The organism is Nitrosomonas sp. Nm33, assembly GCF_900107265.1.
Classification (GTDB): domain Bacteria; phylum Pseudomonadota; class Gammaproteobacteria; order Burkholderiales; family Nitrosomonadaceae; genus Nitrosomonas.
This window is the reverse complement of the sequence record NZ_FNPJ01000031.1, coordinates 1-20,840: the sequence shown is the minus strand read 5'-3', so window position 1 is coordinate 20,840 and position 20,840 is coordinate 1. Positions and strand designations below refer to the sequence as shown.

Sequence of the window (20,840 nt, the reverse complement as noted above, 5' to 3'; positions counted from 1 at the left end):
AAGGAGAATAATCATGGCAGTAGTTCAAGATGTACATGGTCATCATGACCATCATCCCAGTGGCATAATGCGCTGGGTAATGACAACCAATCATAAAGACATTGGCACGATGTATCTGTGGTTCAGTTTTGCCATGTTCATGGTTGGTGGTTTCCTGGCGATGGGAATTCGAGCAGAATTGTTTATGCCGGGTATCCAAATATTGGAACCGCAGCTTTTTAATTCATTTACCACGTTGCATGGTCTGATCATGGTGTTTGGCGCTATCATGCCGGCATTCGTGGGTTTGGCTAACTGGCAAGTGCCTCTGATGGTAGGCGCGCCCGATATGGCATTTGCGCGAATGAATAACTGGAGCTTCTGGTTGTTGCCGGTAGCTGGTCTGCTATTGATATCCTCATTCTTTGTGCCAGGTGGTGCGGCCGCAGGGGGGTGGACATTTTACCCGCCTCTATCAGCACAGGGTGGGTTAGGTGTTGATATGATGATTTTTGCAATTCACATCCTGGGCGCCTCCTCGATCATGGGTTCTATCAATATTATTACCACCATTCTCAATATGCGCGCACCAGGCATGACGTTGATGAAAATGCCTTTGTTTGTATGGACATGGTTAATTACCGCTTATCTGTTAGTGTTGGTAATGCCGGTTTTGGCCGGGTGTGTAACGATGTTGCTGACAGATCGTCATTTTGGTACGACTTTCTTTAATGCGGCAGGTGGGGGCGATCCTGTTTTGTTCCAGCATATTTTCTGGTTCTTTGGACATCCTGAAGTCTATATCATGATTCTGCCGGCTTTCGGTATTGTGTCAGAAATCATTCCAACATTTTCCCGTAAACCATTGTTTGGTTATTCATCAATGGTATATGCAACCGCATCAATTGCGATTTTATCTTGCGTAGTATGGGCGCATCACATGTTTACCGTGGGTATGCCGGCTGTTGGTCAGCTGTTCTTCATGTATGCTACCATGCTGATTGCAGTTCCTACTGGTGTGAAAGTCTTTAACTGGACTGCAACAATGTGGCGCGGATCAATGACTTTTGAGACACCGATGCTGTTTTCAATAGGATTTGTCTTCCTGTTTGTGATCGGTGGCTTCAGCGGCGTGGTTTGTGCGATTGTGCCAATAGATATTCAAGTACAAGACACCTACTATGTCATTGCACATTTCCATTATGTGCTGGTATCGGGTGCATTGTTCTCAATATTTGGCGCAGTTTACTACTGGTTGCCGAAGTGGACCGGGCATATGTACGATACAAAACTGGCTAACTTGCATTTCTGGTTATCCATGATCTTCTTTAATGTTGCATTCTTCGTACAACATTTCCTTGGATTAGCTGGCATGCCACGCAGAATTCCGGACTACTCACTACAGTTTGCTGATTTCAATATGATTTCCAGCATCGGAGCTTTTGGATTTGGATTGACACAGCTGCTCTTCCTTTATGTTGTCATTAAATGTATCCGTGGGGGTGAAAAAGCGGCTGATAAACCATGGGAAGGTGCAACCACATTGGAGTGGACATTGCCTTCACCAGCGCCATATCACAGCTTTGAAACACCGCCGGTAATTAAATAAAGCGAAGTATATATGTCGCAAAATAATGATAGGGATCTTAAGCGTAAAAAACTAAGAACTGCTTTTTTATTGCTTATCCTGATGGCTGTAATATATTTTGTAACGGTGATAGTAAAACAATGACACAGAGCGTAACCAAGATCAATATTGTAATGTCGAAGAAGCTGCTGATTTTTACTGTAGTAATGTTTTGTTTTGGTTACGCGCTTGTCCCAATGTACGAGAAGTTTTGTGAAGTCACCGGAATAAATAATCTGTTGCAGCCAGATGTGGTGGATAAAAATATTAAAGTAGATATGTCGCGCACAATTGCAATAGAGTTGGACGCAAATGTACGCGGCATGCCCTGGCAATTTAAACCACTGCAATCCAATGTCAAAATACATCCGGGGGAATCAATAGAAGTGATGTATGAAATCAGGAATGACTCGGATCAAGAAATAAGTGGTCAGGCAATACCAAGTTACAGCCCACGTTTCTTGGAGAAATATATGAAGAAATTTGAATGCTTTTGCTTTACTAAGCAGGTGCTTAAACCTGGTGAGGCGCGGCAGATGCCAGTGAAGTTTGTCATTGATCCGCAAATACCAGTTGATGTTAATACAGTTACTATTTCCTACACTTTTTTTGCACTACAGCCAGGTAAATAGAGGATGTATAAGTAAGCAAGCTAATTAACGGTGAATTGGATTAATGAACAATAGAAAACAATCATCTGAGAAAGCTCCAGCATGGCAAGTAGCAAAAGCAATATTCTGGTCATTTCTAGGTATACGTAAGAAAAGTGATCTCGATCGAGATGCAGAAATGATAAAGCCTTATCAGTTGATAATTGGCGGTATTATCGGCGGAGTAATTTTTGTATTGAGTATATTGACGTTGGTCAAATTAATAACGAGTTAATTTATTAGAAAATAAATCAGGAGGGTTGGTATGAGTCAAGGAACAGGACACTACTATGTGCCGGCACCATCTAAATGGCCAATTGTAGGATCATCTGCGATATTCTTTTTAGGATTTGGGGCGGCAATGACAATGAATAAAATACCTGCAGGTTATTATATGCTAGGTATAGGTTTTGCTATTCTCATTTATATGCTGTTTGGCTGGTTTGGCGATGTAGCACGAGAAAGCGAAGAAGGCAAATATGGAATGCAGGAAGATAAATCATTCCGCTGGGGAATGAGCTGGTTTATTTTCTCAGAGGTTATGTTCTTTTGTGCTTTTTTTGGCGCACTTTTTTATATGAGAGTGTTGTCAATACCCTGGCTCGCTGATGTAAATCACGATTTGCTATGGCCGAACTTCACTGCTGACTGGCCAACTGCAGGGCCAGGTATTGCAGAGAAATTTACCCCGATGGGTGCTTGGGGCTTACCTGCCTTCAATACCTTTTTGTTACTTACTTCTGGCGTGACAGTAACGCTTGCACACTGGGCGCTTAAGCAAAATCGACGTCCAGCACTCAAAATGTGGCTGCTTGCAACCGTTGTACTAGGCGCTACATTCCTTGCATGCCAAATTTATGAATATGGTCATGCATATGCCGATCTTAATCTTAAATTGACTTCCGGTGCGTATGGTTCAACATTTTTTATGTTGACAGGATTCCATGGCTTCCATGTCACTTTGGGAACAATCATGCTGACTGTCATCTATTTCAGATGTGCAGCAGGTCACTTTAAACCTGAGCATCATTTTGGGTTTGAAGGTGTGGCTTGGTATTGGCATTTTGTTGACGTGGTCTGGCTTGGATTGTTCATATTTGTTTATTTACTATAAATAAAATTTGAATCGTAGCTAGTATTCCAGACTCTTGATTTCTTAATTAAGGAAATCAAGAGATCTGGGAATAAAGCCGACTCAGCTAGATGTTAGATACAAACGATTTGTATAACCATTCGAGGTGTGAGTGATAAATAAAAAATATGAATTATCAATTCAAGCCGCGATGGTGGGTAGTCTTATTAACAGTAACTTTCACATTAGTATTTACTCGACTTGGGTTTTGGCAACTTTCGAGAGCAAATGAGAAGGAGTTACGCCAAGAAAGAATTGAGCAATATGCACGGGAAGCAATTGTAACATTACCCTCAACACCAATTAAATTAGAAGATTTTCAATATCGGCAAGTTGAAGTAAAAGGTAGGTTTATTGAGGATCATGCAATCTATTTAGACAATAAAATCTATCAGGGGGTAGCAGGTTACGAGATTCTTGCACCTCTTAAAATTGCAAATAGCTCTCTGCATGTTTTAATTAATCGCGGTTGGATAGCCTCGAGAAAAGATCGAACGCAGCTTCCTTCTGTTTTTTTTCCGCAGGAAGAAGTAAAAGTGACAGGCATAGTTACTTCACCAATGATTAGAACTATGCAACTTTCAGCTGAGAAGACAGCAGGTAAGCTTTGGATAAATTTAGATCTTGAACATTATCAAAAAGTAACAGGACTTGCATTACAGCCAATTTTATTGCTGCAACAGGATAATCAAATTGATGATGGATTGATACGTCAGTGGGTACAGCCTGATTCCGGTGCATCAAAGAATATCGGATATGCAGTTCAATGGTTTCTCTTAGCTGTGACAACCTGCATTATATTTTTAGTATTAAATGTCAAACGAAATAGCTCGAAAAAATAGAATTAAATTTCTTCTGATGGCGCTAGTGATGCTGTCTCCGGTCATTGCATCATATTTCTTTCACGTACTAGAAATTCGTCCGGAAGGTACGGTCAATTATGGTGAATTGTTAGAAGTAAAACCATTAACAGGCCAAGCACTTAATATCGAGAATAACACTATCTTTCGTGCACGAAATATGCACGGGAAATGGTCATTAATTACTATCGATTCTGGACAATGTGATGAGTACTGTCAAAAGAAGCTTTATCAAATGAGGCAAGTTCGTCTAGTTCAAAACACAGAAAAAGATCGGATTGAAAGAATATGGTTAATTAATGATCATTATGTTCCTGATCAGGATATTAAGAATGAATACGAAGGTACGGTACTTCTAAGTGCAAAAGATAGCGATTTGCTTAACGAATTTCCTACCGTATTGTCGCAGCGCAATCATATTTATGTGGTTGATCCGATGGGCAATTTAATGATGAGATTCCCAAAAGATGCTGATCCTACGAAAATTTCGAAAGATGTGAAGCTTCTATTAAAGCTTTCTCATTTTGAACACTGAGTTTGTTATCCATGTATTTTAGTGCGTGGCAGCGTTAATAAGAGTATGTAGTAAGTAAATCAAAGAATATAGATCAAACATGATTGTTTAGGAGGCGTATGGAATGAGTGCTAGTTTAGTGTGGCGACAAACAACATCAAGAATAAATCAATTCTATCGGCTTACAAAACCTCGGGTAGTATCGCTCATAGTTTTTACGGCAGTAATAGGTATGTTTTTAGCTGTTCCCGGCGCGGTTCCAATCGATATTCTATTTTTTGGAACGCTCGGTATAGCTTTAGTCGCTGGGGCAGCTGCTGCATTAAATTGCCTGGTAGAGCAAAAGTTTGATGCCGTGATGGCGCGAACCCGTGGACGCCCACTTCCGCAGGGCAAAGTCAGTGTTCCAGAAACACTATTTTTCCTGGGATTGATAGGTGGTTCAGGATTATTCATACTTCATCACTGGGTAAATCCTTTAACTATGTGGCTGACGTTAGGCACATTTGTTGGTTATGCAATTATCTATACAGTAATACTTAAACCACTGACTCCTCAAAATATTGTGATAGGTGGAGCGTCTGGCGCAATGCCGCCTGTTCTAGGATGGGCTGCGGTAACTGGCCAAATTTCTCCCGATGCATTATTGTTATTTTTAATTATTTTTGCCTGGACACCACCTCATTTTTGGGCGTTAGCATTATACAGAAAGAATGAATATGCTCAGATTGGTATGCCCATGCTGCCAGTGACGCATGGAGATAAGTTTACGCGTCTGCATGTATTGTTATACACACTCATACTTTGTGTTGTTACGGTACTTCCTTATATTTCACAGATGAGTGGATTGATTTATTTGATAGGGGCACTAGTACTTGATGCTATATTTCTTTACTACGCTTTGCAGATATACCTCAAATACAGTGATCAGCTTGGGCGCACTACATTTAGATATTCGATTCTCTATCTAGCTCTGTTATTTGTAGTTTTACTGGTTGATCATTATTATAAGTTTTAGAGTAGCACATCTTTTGGTAAAAAGCCTCGTCTTGAAAGACGGGGCTTTTTTATTTCATGGAAATAATTTGCCGGGATTAAGAATATCGTTGGGGTCAAATAGAGATTTGATTTTTTTCATTAAAGTCAACGTTGTGGAATCAATTTCCTTGTGGATATAAGCACGTTTTTCACTGCCAATACCATGTTCACCAGAAAGCGTTCCATTAAGCCTGATGACTAGATCAAATATTTCATTCAAGCATTTTTCGGCACGGTGGTTTTCTTCTATATCGTCAGGATTAATGAGTAGGTTAACGTGAATATTGCCATTACCAGCGTGGCCAAAATTTACATTAGCAATTCGATACTGGGTCGCAAGTTTGGTTAATTCGTCTAAAAATTGAGGTAGTGTATTAACAGGTACCACTACATCTTCATTAATTTTTTTTGGTGCAATATCACGCAATAGAGGCGACAAAGCTTTTCTAGCTTTCCATAGATTTTCAGAATTGATAACTTGTTCAGCTTGCAATAGGCCGGAATTACTGCAGGCTGATAAGATGGCGTCAATGGTTTCAGAGATTTCATATTGTGAGCCGTCTACTTCGATCATTAGCATTGCTTGGCAATGAGTCGGTAGTAAATCAGGAAAACGTGCACGGATAAGGCTTAACGAGCCTGCATCCAGAAACTCCAGGGCACTGGGTCCTTTGGATATACCCATAATCGCCACAATGGCAGCTGCACAGCTGATGGCATCACGATAATATGCTACCAGACCTCCTTGCTTCTCGGGCAAAGGGGTCAGCTTAAGGGTGGCTTCTGTGATAACAGCTAAGGTCCCTTCAGAACCAATGAGTAGTCTCGTGAGATCATACCCAACAACTCCCTTAGTTGTATAGCAGCCTGTCTTAATCACTTCACCTGCACCGGTTACTGCTTTTAATCCCAAAACGTGATCACGAGTTGTGCCATATTTCACAGCATGAGGACCACCAGCACTGGTGGCGAGGTTTCCTCCGATAGTTGAAAAACTCGCACTTGAAGGGTCGGGAGGCCAGAAAAAACCGTATGGTTTAACTGCATTTTGTATCTCCTGATTCAATACTCCAGGTTCTGCAATAACGACTCGATTTGCTGGATCAACACTGATAATTCGTACCATTCGTTCTAAGGATAATGCAACTCCACCTTTTTCTGGCAGGCTACCTCCCGATGTGCCTGTCCCTCGCCCACGGGGTGTCAGAGGAATTTTATTCGCATTACAAAGCAAAACGACAGCGACTACCTCTTCAGTCGTAAGCGGAAAGACCACGGCGTCTGGTGGGAAAATTTTTCTACTGTTATCGTAGGCGTATGTATAACACTCTACGGGGTCGGTATAAATTCGTTCAGGAGGAAATAACTCATATAGCTGAGCGATAAATTCTAATGGCAGCACATTTACACCGGTTGTCGATGATAAATAATTTTAATTTAAATATTCGAATACCTTAACGACCTTTCTTGCTCCCGCGGTAGTACTGGCAATTTGTGCGGCATTTTCTGCTTCTTCACGCGTAACCATCCCAAGCAAATAAACAACACTATTTTCAGTAACTACTTTCACGTAATTAATTTGAAATTTTCTTTCATTTAGAAAACGTCCTATAACTTTAGAGGTGATCAAAGAATCATTAGTGCGTGAAGATAAGGCACTTTTTTCGGATATGGTAATTTCATTATAGATCTTCCGAACATTATCAACGCTCGTAGCAAGTTTTTCTGCTTCACTCTTCATAGATTCATTTGGTGCTTCTCCAGTCAAGAGCACATTCCGATTAAAGCTGGTAACACTAATACGGACATCACTACCGAGCTGTTCGTGGATTTTCCTGCTCGTTTTAAGTTCTATCGCTTGATCGTCTATAAACGTGCCACTACTTCTGCGATCCTCGCTCATAAGAGCGCCCGTTCCTGCGCCTACACCTACTCCAGTGGCCACAAGGGGTACACAGCCGCTCAAGATAGGTAAGAGTGAAATCAGTAGTAAAGGATAATATTTTGAGTTATTCATTAGCTTCGCTTTAAGTAAATCTATTCTTGATATTACAGTAAAATAAAGTTAAATCAGAAATTTTACTAATAATTAGATTGTTTTTAAATAATATAAATTTATACCCAATTATCGATTATCACTTAGCTTATCAATAATACTCTTCCTTATTTTATATAATGCGCAATCATAAAAAATAAATTTGACGCAGAAAGTAATCAAATTCAAGCATTTAAAAAGTAATTTTATATAGCCTTAATACGGTTATCTATAAAATCAGTAAATATAATCCAATTTGAATTGACGTAATAAATACTGATTTATGTCTTCTCTATACTATAAAAAGTATCTTACTAGAAAATATTTATAGGAATATAAAATGACGTTATCTTCATCTACTGCAAAAGAAAAAGCCAAAATTCTTGCGGAAGCGCTTCCTTATATACAGCGTTTCCATAATAAAACCATCGTTATCAAATACGGTGGTAATGCAATGGTTGAAGAAGATCTCAAACAGGGTTTTGCACGTGATGTTGTGTTACTAAAACTGGTTGGGATGAATCCGGTTATTGTTCACGGCGGCGGGCCTCAGATCGATCAGATGCTAAAGCGTGTTGGAAAAGAAGGTGTCTTTATTCAAGGAATGAGAGTAACCGATGCAGAAACCATGGATGTCGTCGAGATGGTGCTGGGTGGATTGGTCAATAAGGAAATTGTCAATCTTATTAACCGCCATGGTGGCCGCGCAGTGGGTTTGACTGGTAAAGATGGTGCTTTTATTCGAGCAAAAAAAATGCTTATTCAAGACAAAGAGAAAGTAGGAGAATGGATCAATATTGGCCAAGTAGGTGAAATTGAGCATATCGATCCTTCCCTCATCGCGTTACTTGATACACATGATTTTATTCCTGTAATAGCACCGATTGGTGTTGGTGAGGATGGCCAATCCTACAACATTAATGCCGATTTAGTTGCAGGCAAGCTTGCAGAAATTTTGAAGGCTGAAAAATTGATACTCCTCACGAACACACCTGGTGTGCTTGATAAAAATGGCAATCTACTTACTGGACTGACTGCTAAAAGAGTCGATGAATTATTTGCAGATGGAACCATTTCAGGAGGAATGTTGCCCAAAATCGGCTCGGCACTTGATGCAGTAAAAAATGGTGTTAAATCCTGCCATATTATTGATGGTCGGGTAGTGCATGCACTTTTGCTGGAAATATTGACCGATGAAGGTGTGGGTACGTTAATTAAAGAAAATTAATCACTTTAATTGTAAGAATTTCTAGCGATAATTTTTACTTATTTTGCCCTGCTAAAAAATTTGTGGATAATTTTAGCTACTTTTGGTTTGATCATTCTTCCTCTCATTAGGAAGAATGATCAAACTAATTCTCTTCACGTTGTTAAGAACCTCTTCGTATATTGCTTGCAGCATAATACCAAAACGAAAATCGCCAGAACCGGTCAATAAGAGCATTGCTAGATTATGATGTCTATTGATTGATTAGGTATTGACCGATTTTTAAGAATGTCTCATAAGTCTCATTCAATAATTTAATTTATTTATGATGACCCCGCTGATAGCGCCCAATCAATTCTGTCTGCATAATAATATGGCCTTGCATGGCCTTTTCCAGCGCCGATTTAGTTGGATGCTTTAAATCAGGTAGCACAGTATCTAGCGCATAAAGTTTATGGAAATAGCGATGAATGCCTATGGGTGGGCAGGGGCCGCCATAACCAGTACGCTTCCAATCATTAATTCCCTGTAAGGTTCCTGCTGGCAGTTCATTTGCTGGGACATTTTCGGGCAGACCATTAACCTCTGGGGGGATGTTGTATAGCACCCAATGTACCCAGGTCATTTTAGGAGCGGCGGGATCAGGCGCATCTGGATCATCGACGATCAGCACGAGACTTTTGGTGTGATCAGGTACTCCTGACCATGAAAGGGCCGGGGAAATATCTTGGTTGTCACAAGTGTATTTGCTCGGAATCATGTCATTATGGGAAAAGGAAGGAGATGTCAGTGTGAGTGTCATAATATTTTCCTCCTTAATTTGAGACGTGCTCGTTTCTGCACGGCTAGTTTGAATGGGGATGAAAAAAAGCGTGATTGTGAATAATGCTACTACTAGATGGAAAAGATAAATACAACCAGCACTTCCTGGATTATTTTCACGATAGTGTTTCATGTTCTGTCTCCTTCTGCAAATTATCAATCAACGGCTATCAATAACTGACTTGATGAGAAAAACTGGCATCCTACTTTTATAACGCATATATGAGTAAAGAAAAAGAAATTATTGATCTAAAAGAGTCCCATTCAAATTTAGTGGCAAGATGGGGTGGAAGCTATGCGGTAAAGCTAGGAATAAATCTCGATGGCTTGAATCCTGATGAAATCTACAAATGGTTTATTGCTGCGGTACTCTATGGCGCCCCTATTCCAGAAAGTGTTGCTGCTCGTACCTGGCACACATTTGCAGATAACGATATTCTGATGCCAAAGAGAATGATTGACAGTGGCTGGGACAAGCTTGTCACCCTTCTCGATCAGGGAGGGTATGTGCGCTATGACTATAAAACCGCAACTAAACTGCTCGATGTAAATCGTGCTTTGCTTGAAAGATATGACGGAGATTTCAATATGCTCCATGCTGCAGCTAGTGATTCCGATGATTTAGAGCGGTGCATTATGGATTTAGGCAAAGGGATAGGTAAAGTAACTACTCATATTTTCTTACGCGAATTACGTGGCAAGTGGCGAAAAGCAGATCCACCACTTTCCCCACTCGCATTTATAGCGGCCCAAATGCTTGGTTATCTTCCAGCTAATATCAACTGTGATTCTGGTGAGGTAGTTACTTATTTGCAAGAGTTGTGGAAAAAGTATGAAATGGCGGCAGGAAGCTTTTGTGATTTTGAAGCAGCATTGATCAGGAAAGGGCTGCATATTCGCCATCGTATAGGCCATCATCAAACAATTAAACTGAAGGATGAAGGATCGTCACTTACATAATGAATAGATCCAGAACAGAATGAGATACGAAATCTGGATATTTTTTATTTGCGATGTCTAAATATCAGTGCGCCAATTTCTACACCTAAACCAATGCTGAGAAGGACCACTCCAAGCCATGCATCTTCCGGTGCCAGTAAGATGAATACGCACCCTATAATGAATAGCGAAATAGATAAAATGCGTTTGGTACGAGGGTTTCTGATCATACTATTTCTCCTCATCATGCTGAAAAATTTTGATTATGTTTACGGCTTATTTGAATACCTGAAGAAAGAAGTTTATCAAGATTAATATAGAGTAAATTTTCTACCAATTAGTGCCCTGATATGCTCGTAGTGTGATTGGAAAATGAGATTTAGCATTCATTGATATATTTGTTTTGCCTAGGTTGAAAATAAAATGAGCGTTCCTATATTACGATAAGTACGACAAGTGCTCATTGTTTCTTTATATGATCAATGGTAGGTATCAAGGTGCTTTCCAAATTTACAGACATGAGAAAAGACATGGCGTAAATGGAAAATGGCAGAGTGAAACTAAAAATTTTTTCAGAAGCATTTCCTTGATATAAAAATCTTTTCGCAAGATGAGGTAGGCAGGTATGCTGCATGGAGATACTTTGTGGCAACCCGATTAAAGGTACTTTTATTGTGATATGGAGATTATCAAATGGCTATTATGCGTTATGAACCTTGGGGATTATTGACTCAACTTCAGAAAGAACTCGAGCAGATGCGAGGTGATGCGGCAAGAGAAGGTTCCTCTGCTACGGCGGAGTGGGTTCCAGCGGTGGATATCAAGGAAGAACCTGATAAGTTTGTGTTACTCGCTGATCTGCCTGGGGTTAAGCCAGAGGAGATAGACATCAGTATGGAGAATGGGGTATTGACGATTAAGGGTGAGAAAAAAACCGAAGCTAAGACTGAAAAAGAGGGTTACAAGCGTGTTGAGAGAACGTATGGCTCTTTTTATCGACGCTTTAGTTTGCCAGATACGGCAAACCCGAACGCTATCTCTGCTGTTTCTAAACACGGTGTGCTGGAGATTGTTATTCCCAAACGAGAATCAGTCCAACCCAAGAAAATTAATGTGACTTTAACTGAGTAATAAGGTGGAGCCTTCGGGCTCCATTCTTTTTAGAATGATTTGAATAGAAGAGACCTATATAAAAGAATTATTTTACTGAATCCTGTAATTCGTGAAAGAATGACACGCTTGCTAATTTTCTTGTCTTACTGAATTTTCTTATTTTTTTTATGCCTCTCATAACACTTGAGAATGCCAGTTTGGCATTTGGTCACCATGCATTACTGAATCATGTAAATTTGCAACTTGATGCGGGGGAGCGTATAGGTTTAATTGGCCGTAATGGTAGTGGTAAATCGAGTCTTCTACGTGCAATAGCAGGGGAGATTAAGCTGGATGATGGCAAGCTCTGGTACGCTTCAGAATTGAAATTGGTCTATGTGCCACAGGAACCACAATTTGAAGGTGGGAGTACAGTATTTCAGGAAGTGTCCAAAGGACTTGGAAATCTAAGCCAAGTACTGCTCGAATATCATGAGATTTCACATGCTTTAAGTGCAAGCGGAGAAAATACACAGGCACTGCTCGAACACCTGCAGGATTTGCAAAATATACTGGAGGCGCAGGATGGTTGGCGTATCCAAACCAGAGTAGAGACTGTGATTAATCAGCTCGGGTTGCTTCCCGATGCGCGGGTAGAAAGTCTTTCAGGTGGCGTAAAAAAACGAGTGGCGCTTGCACGTGCCCTGGTAGTAATGCCAGATGTGCTGCTGTTGGATGAACCGACCAATCATCTCGATTTTTCGTCTATCATATGGCTAGAAAGTTTACTCAAAGATTTTCCAGGTAGTGTCATTTTTATCACGCATGATCGCCGTTTTCTAGATAATGTTGTTACGCGGATTATTGAACTTGATCGTGGACATCTAGAGAATTTTCCAGGGAGTTTTGCGGTTTACCAACAGAAGAAAGCTGAGATTCTTCAAATTGAAGCGGTGCATCATCAGAAATTTGATAAAGTGCTGGCACAAGAAGAAATCTGGATACGTAAAGGTGTTCAGGCGAGATGTACGCGCAATGAAGGTAGAGTAAGACAATTGGAAGCATTACGTCTGGAACGGGCAGCCAGACGTGAGCGAGTTGGATCGGTTAACTTTACCATCGAACAAGGAGAACGTTCAGGCCAATTAGTCGCAGAACTAGAGCATGTTTCCAAAAGCTACGACGATAAGACCATTATCAGAGATTTTTCTTGTCGGATCATGCGGGGCGATCGGGTTGGGTTATTGGGTCCGAATGGTGCTGGAAAATCAACTTTATTAAAGCTTATATTGGGGGAGTTGAAACCCGATTCAGGAAGCATACGTAAGGGAACTAAGCTAACGGTGGCCTATTTCGATCAAATGCGTGAGCAGTTAAACGAGGAGCTAACGTTAGTAGAATCAATCAGCCAGGGATCTGATTTCATAGAGATTAATGGTGAGCGTAAGCATGTTATTAGTTATCTGGAAGATTTTTTATTTGCCCCGCAGCGTGCTCGCTCAATAGTCAAATCGTTGTCAGGTGGCGAGCGTAATCGGCTGCTGCTGGCTCGCTTATTTACACGACCAGCTAATGTGTTAGTGTTGGACGAGCCAACCAATGATCTCGATATCGAAACGCTTGAATTACTAGAAATGCTGCTACAAAATTATGCCGGTACATTGTTTCTAGTCAGTCATGATCGCGCATTTCTCGACAATGTAGTGACCCAGGTAATTGCCTTTGAAGGGAATGGCATTTTGAGAGAATATGTGGGAGGATACGAGGATTGGGTCCAGAGTAAACATTCTGGAGAGATGGCACTTCAGCAGAAAGGGGCTACGCCTAAATCTTCTTCGGTTTCCCAGGACAAAAGAACTAAATCTACGTCTCGTATTAAATTGAGCTACCAAGAAGCACGTGAACTTGCAGCTTTGCCAGAAAAAATTGATTTACTGGAAAGGGAGCAATCATCTATTACTACGCGATTGAGTGATCCTGCAATTTATCGAAATTTCCCTGAGGAGGCTAAGGCTTTACAAATGCGATTTTCTGCAATAGAGCAAGAACTGGCAAAGTGCTTTGCACGCTGGGAAGAATTGGAATCCAAGCAATCAACAGCATGAAGTTAGAAGAAGATTGTTTGGAGATTACCGTAGATAATTTCCCTATCCGCAACAGGGAGATTACTATTATATTCATTGACTTAACATGAATATTCATTGACTTAACATCACTCATCGTTTAAAGTTTACATTTTTGAGAGGAGGAGGCACAAAGTGAAAAAGTCAGCAGCTGTTAAATTATTACTTGCTACTGGCATGTCTCTGGCATTTTCTGGTGTAGTACAGGCAACCGGTAATGCTGAAGCAGCCAAAGCCAAAATTTCCATGTGTGTGGGTTGCCATGGAATAGAGGGGTATCGCACATCTTATCCTGTTGTTTATCATGTTCCGAAACTCGGTGGGCAACATGAAGTTTATTTAGCTAAAGCACTGAGAGATTATAAGTCAGGAGAACGTAAACATCCCCAAATGAGTGGAATTGCAGCTACCCTTTCCGATCAAGATATTGAAGATTTGGCTGCTTATTACGCAAGTAAATAATTTTCCCATTTATGCAAGGACAAGGACATGAAAAATTTTGTTGTTGCCGCAGTAAGCGGTGTGGTATTACTCTTTTCCGGGCACAGTATTGCAGCCGATATCGAAGCTGGCAAGAAAAAAGCTGCAGAGGTGTGTGCTTCCTGTCATGGAGCCGATGGTAATAGCGCTGCCCCAAATTTCCCTATAATTGCTGGTCAACCCAGAACTTATCTTGAGAAAGCCTTAAAAGACTATAAAACTGGCGAGCGTAAAGATCCTATCATGGCTGGAATGGCTGCACCGTTGAGCAACGAAGACATTGAAAGTCTGGCTTTTTATTTCTCCAGCCAATCTGGTCTATATGTGAAGAAATAATTTATTCCGTGAATGAGCGAGGAGATCATATCTCGCTTATTCAAAAAGAAATATAATATAAAAACGGAATTAAAACGGAATGTGTGATTTCATACATTCCGTTTTTTTATTGATCTGATTTACCTATCCATTTATCCAGACAATCAAAGTAAATCTGAGCATCCGGTGGTGTTTGATTGCGTTGCGCCTGCCAAAGCATTTCAGCGAGACATTCAATGATCAGATGAGTTGCATCGTGCTCATTTCCAGTTTTCTTAAGTAAAAGTTCAAATTTCTTGCGAATCCCAACCGGCTGATCAATGGAAAGCTGCTCTTTAATAGCAATATGCATGCTCATATGAAGAAAGGGATTGGTTTCTCCCATCTCTGGAAAATAGTTTTTATCACGATAACGCTCGCTATCATCAAGCATCTCTTGATATTCAGGATGCAACAAGATTACTCCCAGTGCGATGTTTTCAATGCCAGACAGGATTTCTTTTTGGCGGTATTTACGCCAGGTGTCAAAGAATAGTTGGCGAACCTGCTCTCTCGATGGATTAAACATTTAGGAAACCAATGGGATACAATCCCAGTTCTTTTCATCAAACTCACATAAATCATTAATGCAGCAATAACTACATGCGGGTTTTCTTGCCTTGCATACATAACGTCCATGCAGAATTAACCAATGATGGGCATCATGGCGAAATTCAACGGGTACAAACTTCATGAGTTTATCCTCAACCACACGCACATTTCTGCCACGGGCAAGGCCTGTTCGATTGGCAACACGAAAAATATGAGTATCGACAGCAATGGTCGGCTCACCGAAGGCAGTATTTAAAATCACATTGGCAGTTTTGCGCCCGACCCCTGGTAGCTTTTCAAGTTCATCTCGTGTTTTCGGTACCTGACTGCAATGATGTTGGATGAGTAATTGACACGTTGCAAGGATATTTTTTGCTTTTGTCCTATATAAACCAATGCTTTTGATCAGACTACTTAACCCAGCTTCATCCAGTGCTACCATTTTCTCGGGGGTGTTAGCCAATAGGAACAGCTTTTTTGTTGCCAGATTGACACTCTTGTCCGTGGCTTGTGCTGAAAGTATTACAGCTATCAGTAGCTCGAATGGTGTAGTGTATTCAAGTTCAGTTGTGGGGTGAGGATTGGCAGCTTTGAAGCGCGTGAAAATCTCGTAACGTTTAGCGGCATTCATGGTCTGGAGTGATTATTTTTGATCAATTGTTTCGGTGCGGCTTGCAAGGGCTTGCGTTAATGCTGCTTGAATGGCTGCTTTTTTCAGATGGGCATTTTCTGTGGCAGATTGAGATTCTTTTACCACCGGTGATTTTTGTGCAAATTTCTCAGTTTGTATTCGTTTGTCACGCTCAAGTCTTTGTAATCTAAATTGATGGCGTACTCGGGCCCTATCAGCAGCTTGCTGTTTCATTTCCTGAGCCTGGTTTCCAGGATGGGGTGTAACGGGGATCATGCTAATACAGTCTACCGGACAGGGAGCCACACATAGCTCACAACCGGTACATTCTTCTGTGATGACCGTATGGACCTGTTTGGCGGCACCTACAATCGCATCGACAGGACAGGCCTGTATACAGAATGTACAGCCAATGCATTGCTCTTCGTTGATAAAAGCAACCGATTTAGGTTTGGGTACGCCATGTGCTGTATTTAAAGGTTTGAAAGCTACACCGAGTAAGGCAGCAAGTTTCCGGATACCTTCTACATCTCCGGGTGGGCATTGATTGATATCGGCATGACCTTCTGCAATAGCAGTAGCATAAGGTAGACAGCCTGAAAAGCCACATTGACCACATTGTGTTTGTGGCAGAATTGCATCAATTTGTTCTATTAATTTGTGTTTATCAGACATCATGGCAGAAAGTGCAAATTGCTTCAACAGATTGGCCTATCAGATCAGGGCCATGATAAATCAAACCTGTGTAGATTTGGATCAGATTCGCTCCCGCTTCTATTTTTTCCTTTGCATCTTCAGCAGACATGATGCCGCCGACACCGATAATGGGTATGGTTTCTTGCAGCAAAGCATGTAATTTTCTAATCACTTCGGTACTGAGTGGTTTGAGTGGTGCGCCACTTAAACCACCTGTCTCACTGGAAAGTGGTAGATGTTCTAAATTTTGACGTGAAATAGTAGTGTTGGTAGCAATAACGCCATCAATTTGGTATTTTATTAACTGCTGAGCGATCGCTTCCAGTTGCGATGATTCCATATCGGGTGCAATTTTTATGACTAATGGCGTATATTTACCATATTGATCACTAAGTTTTGTTTGCTCTATTTTTAATAGATGCAATAAGTGCTCAAGCTCGGCAGTATTTTGTAATTGTCTTAAATTGCGGGTATTGGGTGAAGAAATGTTGATGGTCACGTAGCTGGCATAACGATAAGTCTTTTGAAAACAAATCAAATAATCTTCTGCTGCTTTCTCTAGCGGTGTATCAAAATTCTTACCAATGTTAACACCCAGGATGCCCTGAAAATTAGAACGCTTAATATTTTCGATCAGGTAATCGATACCGTGGTTATTAAAACCCATGCGATTGATAATTGCCTGTGCTTGAGGAAGACGAAATAGACGCGGCCGTGGATTACCCGGCTGTGGACGAGGTGTTACCGTGCCCACTTCGATAAAGCCAAATCCCAACTTTGCAAGGGCATCAATGTAATCGCCATTTTTATCTAATCCGGCTGCAAGGCCAACAGGATTGGGAAAATCTAAACCCATTATCCTACGGGATTTACAGGCAAACGAGCGACTTGGGAGCAATCCAAAGTTTTGCAGGTGTTGTAATGCACTAAGAGAAAGGGTATGTGCTGCTTCTGGGCCTAGCGTGAATAGCAGCGGACGAAAAAGACTATATAGCATTGAAACTTATTTTATCCCGAAAGCGGCCGAATTAAGTAGGGCAATCTATAGGATCATTCTGAAGAGAAGGATTGTTAAAGGTTTGCCATTGTCCGTCTTGCAGGATTTGTAAGGGTTGGAAATTGGCTTTATAACTCATTTTTCGGCTTTCACCAATCCAGTAGCCCAAATAAAGAAAAGGCAGTTTCTTGATGCGGCATTGTTCTATCTGCCACAAAATATTAAAAGTACCAAAACTTGCATTGGAAACATCTGGATCGTAAAAAGTATATACTGAAGAGAGGCCATCCGGTAATTGATCAACGATACTGATCATGCGCAGTTGATCATTTTCATGGAAGGTAATGAGCCTAGAATCGACGTTGCTTTGCAGCAAAAAATTGCAATATTGATCGCGACTATCATAATCCATGCCGCCGTTAGCATGGCGTTTCACTTGATAACGACGATAAAGACGGTAATGATCAGGATGGTAATGCAATTTATGGTGTGTGGCCACCAAATGTTGATGTTGTCTCCAAGCTCTGCGTTGTGCCCGGTTAGACGAAAACTGATCAACAATGATGCGTACCGGAACGCAAGCTTCACACTGCTCACAGTTTGGGCGGTAAACAAAATTACCACTGCGGCGGAAACCGATTTTGATTAGTTGAGCATAGGTCGGTGCATCTATCAGGTGATCTGGTAGCACAATTTGTGAACGGGCAAGTTTGCTGGGCAAATAGCTGCATGGATAAAATTCAGTAGTATGAAATTTCATAACCGGCAAGATAGCATCATTCTGGATAGACATAATCAAAATGCCATTTCCCAAGTTTTTCTGGAACGGCGACTAAGTTATTTAATATTTGAGCAAATTCAATGCGAGGAATTTCTCTGGCACCTAATGAAGTAAGGTGTCTCGTTTTCATCTGACAGTCAATCATACCAAAGTTCCAGCGTTCCAATTGTTTTACCAGGTGCACAAAGGCAATTTTGGAAGCGTCAGTAACGCGGGAGAACATCGATTCCCCAAAGAACATTTTCCCTTGAGCAATCCCATACAATCCTCCTGCCAATTTTCCCTCAATCCAGGTTTCCACCGAGTGAGCCACACCCATTTGATGCAGCACAGTATAAGCTGAAATCATTTCCGGGTGTATCCATGTACCTTCCTGTTCCTTGCGAGAGGCTGCACAGGCTTGCATAACCTGGGTAAAAGCACTGTCGCACCGAATTTCGTAATGATGTTTCTTCAGTGTTTTATGAAGTGAACGGGAAATTTTAAGCTCACCAGGAAATAATACCATACGTGGATTTGGACTCCACCACAGGATGGGTTCTTCCTGATTGAACCATGGGAAGATTCCACAACGATAAGCAGTCAGCAGGCGCTGTGGTGATAAGTCGCCGCCAGCGGCAAGTAAACCATTGGGTTCATCAAGCGCCATTTCTAGCGGTGGAAAATATTCTGGATTGGGAGTTAGCCAATGGATCATGGGTATATTTTGTGCTGGAATAAATAAAATTTGGGGCTGTAGTAGATTAGCTTAGTTGATAAGCTAATCTACTACAGCCCTTTAAGTTTAGTTTAATGAATTTATATCAGTAAGTTTGGCATATTGACATTGTTATCATAAGTGATAACCCAAAATTTCATTTGGTTTGTTCAAAACTAGCTCATCTTCACATTTTATTTAGCTTAAGTAATGTACTTTATACAAAAGCTAAGATCTAAATAAGCACAAACAGAGAAGGAATTTAGGGGCTGTAGTAGATTAGCTTATCAACTAAGCTAATCTACTACAGCCCCTAAAATTTTGTTGAGATAGAACTTGATTGCTTGATTTAGATCAAAGCAGGGGCAGTAATGTTTTCTTATGATCAACCCATAGTTTGCCGTTAATAAATAAAAATAAATGGAAAGGAGAGCGAAATGAAGCAATTCCGTCACAAAACAAGAATCGCCAGTGTCGCTGTTAGTTCATTAGTTATTGCATTAGTAACGGGCTCCCCCCAAGCGATTGCTCATGGTGGAACATCAACTGAAGGTTTAGAACAGCAAATCAAGTTATTAGAAGGACAGCTAAAAGCTATTCGGGATGAGCTCAATCAAGTGAAAAGCAAAGCTGCTCAAGATCAGCAGGAGATTAAGAAAGTAAAAGAAGAAAATCAGCAGGAGATTAAGAAAGTAAAAGAAGAGATTGTCCGGGAAGATCGGGTGATTAAGAAAGTAGAAGAGCAAGAGAGTAAACACCATCATATGATTTTCTTCCGTGGCGGCTATGCGCATAACTTGCAGGAGCGTAATGGCGCATCCCTGCAAAGTAATGTTGTGCCTCTCGGTGCGCAAGATCCAGGAGGCAATGATGGCTGGTATGTCGGTGCAGGTTTTGATTTTAGTCTAACAAAAGATGTGTGGGGCTTTCTACCCGGGACAGAGGTCCTTGCTGAATTGATGTTTGAATACAAAAGGTTTGGTCATTCGCAGGGTAATGCGCTGGCCAATGCTCCATCTCAATTAGCAGGAGGAGCCTTTAATCCGCGGAGTGTGACAATTAGTCAATTTACGTTGACAGCAGCGCCGAAAATTAAATTCATGGAAGGCAGCAACTTTAGACCTTGGATTATTCCTGCAGGAATAGCAATGCATGTGGTGAGTCCAGCGACTGAGTCTGTCTCATACGTGGCGAATCCTGGCTATATGGTTGCTGTAGGGGCAGATTATCGATTCTGGAAGAATTTTGTTCTAGGCGTTGATGCACGCTATCATGAGGTTTTTGGTAAATTTGATGGCGTTAATCTTAGTGGCATGACTGCCGGTGGCTACCTTGGAATTGGTTTCTAACGATTTGAACACAGGTAGTGAAAGAATTGGAAGAAAAGAGAGGAATCATTGTTAGATAGATAGTATTTCCCTCCTTGTTTCTAGCAAGATAGTAGATGATTTTGTGACGAAGCCTTTACACCCCGCAGCATGCTGGTGGGGTGTTTTTTTGTATAGCTTGCATTGCCACGCAGACCGTATCAAAGACATTGCTCACAGCAGTAAACGTGGATAGCACGGTGCAGGAAAAAGCGATCAATTACCCGACAGATGCCCGGCTGTATCATAAGGCTGGAAGTGCACTGG

24 protein-coding genes are annotated in these 20,840 nt (G+C 41.1%); 14 read left to right on the top strand and 10 right to left on the bottom strand.

All coding sequences use genetic code 11. The annotated features are described in order from the left end of the window. Positions 1–13: 13 nt before the first annotated feature. The 7 genes from ctaD (at position 14) to cyoE (ending at position 5,780) form a co-directional block, all read left to right on the top strand. Positions 14–1,588, top strand: coding sequence for a cytochrome c oxidase subunit I (gene ctaD, locus BLV54_RS08085; protein ID WP_090570360.1), 1,575 nt, complete (start codon positions 14–16; stop codon positions 1,586–1,588). Positions 1,589–1,707: 119 nt separating this feature from the next. Next, positions 1,708–2,238, top strand: coding sequence for a cytochrome c oxidase assembly protein (locus BLV54_RS08080; RefSeq protein ID WP_090570355.1), 531 nt, complete (start codon positions 1,708–1,710; stop codon positions 2,236–2,238). Positions 2,239–2,281: 43 nt separating this feature from the next. Continuing rightward, positions 2,282–2,491: a DUF2970 domain-containing protein gene (locus BLV54_RS08075; RefSeq protein ID WP_090570352.1), complete on the top strand. Its 210-nt coding sequence runs from the start codon at positions 2,282–2,284 to the stop codon at positions 2,489–2,491. Between the two features lie 30 nt (positions 2,492–2,521). Continuing rightward, the gene (locus BLV54_RS08070) at positions 2,522–3,370 is read left to right on the top strand and encodes a cytochrome c oxidase subunit 3 (RefSeq protein ID WP_090570349.1); all 849 of its coding nucleotides are present in this window, start codon (positions 2,522–2,524) and stop codon (positions 3,368–3,370) included. A gap of 146 nt (positions 3,371–3,516) precedes the next feature. Further along, positions 3,517–4,230 carry an SURF1 family protein gene (locus tag BLV54_RS08065; protein ID WP_090570344.1) on the top strand — a complete coding sequence of 238 codons (714 nt, stop codon included), beginning with the start codon at positions 3,517–3,519 and terminating at the stop codon, positions 4,228–4,230. After that, positions 4,202–4,783, top strand: a complete 582-nt coding sequence (locus BLV54_RS08060) for an SCO family protein (RefSeq protein ID WP_090570341.1) — start codon at positions 4,202–4,204, stop codon at positions 4,781–4,783. The genes BLV54_RS08065 and BLV54_RS08060 overlap by 29 nt, the downstream gene beginning before the upstream one ends. Positions 4,784–4,886: 103 nt before the next feature. Next, positions 4,887–5,780: a heme o synthase gene (cyoE, locus tag BLV54_RS08055; protein ID WP_090570338.1), complete on the top strand. Its 894-nt coding sequence runs from the start codon at positions 4,887–4,889 to the stop codon at positions 5,778–5,780. Between the two features lie 54 nt (positions 5,781–5,834). Here cyoE and BLV54_RS08050 read toward each other — a convergent pair whose 3' ends face one another. Both BLV54_RS08050 and BLV54_RS08045 read right to left on the bottom strand, forming a co-directional pair. Then, positions 5,835–7,202, bottom strand: a complete 1,368-nt coding sequence (locus BLV54_RS08050) for an FAD-binding oxidoreductase (protein WP_090570332.1) — start codon at positions 7,200–7,202, stop codon at positions 5,835–5,837. 30 nt (positions 7,203–7,232) lie between these two features. Beyond that, a complete protein-coding gene (locus BLV54_RS08045; protein ID WP_090570330.1) occupies positions 7,233–7,817 on the bottom strand; it encodes a BON domain-containing protein in 585 nt (194 codons plus the stop codon). A 358-nt stretch (positions 7,818–8,175) separates the two neighbouring features. Here BLV54_RS08045 and argB point away from each other — a divergent pair, with 358 nt between their 5' ends. Further along, entirely contained in the window at positions 8,176–9,063 is an 888-nt protein-coding gene (gene argB, locus BLV54_RS08040) for an acetylglutamate kinase (protein ID WP_090570327.1), read from the top strand. 298 nt (positions 9,064–9,361) lie between these two features. Here the strand turns inward: argB and BLV54_RS08035 are convergent, their stop codons facing one another. Further along, complete coding sequence (locus BLV54_RS08035; protein WP_090570397.1) at positions 9,362–9,844, bottom strand: YbhB/YbcL family Raf kinase inhibitor-like protein; 483 nt, start codon at positions 9,842–9,844, stop codon at positions 9,362–9,364. A 242-nt stretch (positions 9,845–10,086) separates the two neighbouring features. Between BLV54_RS08035 and BLV54_RS08030 the strand changes: the two genes are divergently transcribed. Further along, positions 10,087–10,824 (top strand): hypothetical protein, encoded by a 738-nt coding sequence (locus tag BLV54_RS08030; protein WP_090570324.1) that lies wholly within the window; start codon positions 10,087–10,089, stop codon positions 10,822–10,824. 44 nt (positions 10,825–10,868) lie between these two features. On the opposite strand, the gene BLV54_RS16055 is transcribed toward BLV54_RS08030, so the two are convergent. After that, entirely contained in the window at positions 10,869–11,033 is a 165-nt protein-coding gene (locus tag BLV54_RS16055) for a hypothetical protein (protein WP_176969714.1), read from the bottom strand. Positions 11,034–11,496: 463 nt separating this feature from the next. On the opposite strand from BLV54_RS16055, the gene BLV54_RS08025 reads away from it, so the two are divergent. The 4 genes from BLV54_RS08025 to BLV54_RS08010 all read left to right on the top strand — a co-directional run bounded on the left by BLV54_RS08025 (position 11,497) and on the right by BLV54_RS08010 (position 14,834). Continuing rightward, the gene (locus BLV54_RS08025; protein WP_090570321.1) at positions 11,497–11,934 is read left to right on the top strand and encodes an Hsp20/alpha crystallin family protein; all 438 of its coding nucleotides are present in this window, start codon (positions 11,497–11,499) and stop codon (positions 11,932–11,934) included. Positions 11,935–12,083: 149 nt separating this feature from the next. Then, entirely contained in the window at positions 12,084–14,000 is a 1,917-nt protein-coding gene (locus tag BLV54_RS08020) for an ATP-binding cassette domain-containing protein (RefSeq protein ID WP_090570318.1), read from the top strand. A gap of 195 nt (positions 14,001–14,195) precedes the next feature. After that, positions 14,196–14,480 (top strand): c-type cytochrome, encoded by a 285-nt coding sequence (locus tag BLV54_RS08015; RefSeq protein ID WP_090570393.1) that lies wholly within the window; start codon positions 14,196–14,198, stop codon positions 14,478–14,480. 27 nt (positions 14,481–14,507) lie between these two features. Next, a complete protein-coding gene (locus BLV54_RS08010; RefSeq protein WP_090570315.1) occupies positions 14,508–14,834 on the top strand; it encodes a c-type cytochrome in 327 nt (108 codons plus the stop codon). Positions 14,835–14,940: 106 nt separating this feature from the next. On the opposite strand, the gene BLV54_RS08005 is transcribed toward BLV54_RS08010, so the two are convergent. The 6 genes from BLV54_RS08005 to aat are packed head-to-tail and all read right to left on the bottom strand — an operon-like array spanning position 14,941 to position 19,206. Then, positions 14,941–15,381, bottom strand: a complete 441-nt coding sequence (locus tag BLV54_RS08005) for a DUF1841 family protein (protein ID WP_090570312.1) — start codon at positions 15,379–15,381, stop codon at positions 14,941–14,943. Then, positions 15,382–16,035 carry an endonuclease III gene (gene nth, locus BLV54_RS08000; protein ID WP_090570310.1) on the bottom strand — a complete coding sequence of 218 codons (654 nt, stop codon included), beginning with the start codon at positions 16,033–16,035 and terminating at the stop codon, positions 15,382–15,384. Between the two features lie 12 nt (positions 16,036–16,047). Then, positions 16,048–16,710 carry an electron transport complex subunit RsxB gene (rsxB, locus tag BLV54_RS07995; protein ID WP_256329282.1) on the bottom strand — a complete coding sequence of 221 codons (663 nt, stop codon included), beginning with the start codon at positions 16,708–16,710 and terminating at the stop codon, positions 16,048–16,050. Then, positions 16,703–17,728: a quinone-dependent dihydroorotate dehydrogenase gene (locus tag BLV54_RS07990; RefSeq protein ID WP_090570304.1), complete on the bottom strand. Its 1,026-nt coding sequence runs from the start codon at positions 17,726–17,728 to the stop codon at positions 16,703–16,705. Before BLV54_RS07990 ends, rsxB begins: the two co-directional genes overlap by 8 nt. 31 nt (positions 17,729–17,759) lie before the next feature. After that, positions 17,760–18,521 (bottom strand): arginyltransferase, encoded by a 762-nt coding sequence (locus BLV54_RS07985; protein ID WP_218132351.1) that lies wholly within the window; start codon positions 18,519–18,521, stop codon positions 17,760–17,762. Further along, positions 18,505–19,206, bottom strand: a complete 702-nt coding sequence (aat, locus tag BLV54_RS07980; RefSeq protein WP_090570301.1) for a leucyl/phenylalanyl-tRNA--protein transferase — start codon at positions 19,204–19,206, stop codon at positions 18,505–18,507. The genes BLV54_RS07985 and aat overlap by 17 nt, the downstream gene beginning before the upstream one ends. Positions 19,207–19,643: 437 nt before the next feature. Between aat and BLV54_RS07975 the strand changes: the two genes are divergently transcribed. Further along, positions 19,644–20,555, top strand: coding sequence for a hypothetical protein (locus BLV54_RS07975; RefSeq protein WP_090570298.1), 912 nt, complete (start codon positions 19,644–19,646; stop codon positions 20,553–20,555). Positions 20,556–20,840 lie beyond the last annotated feature (285 nt).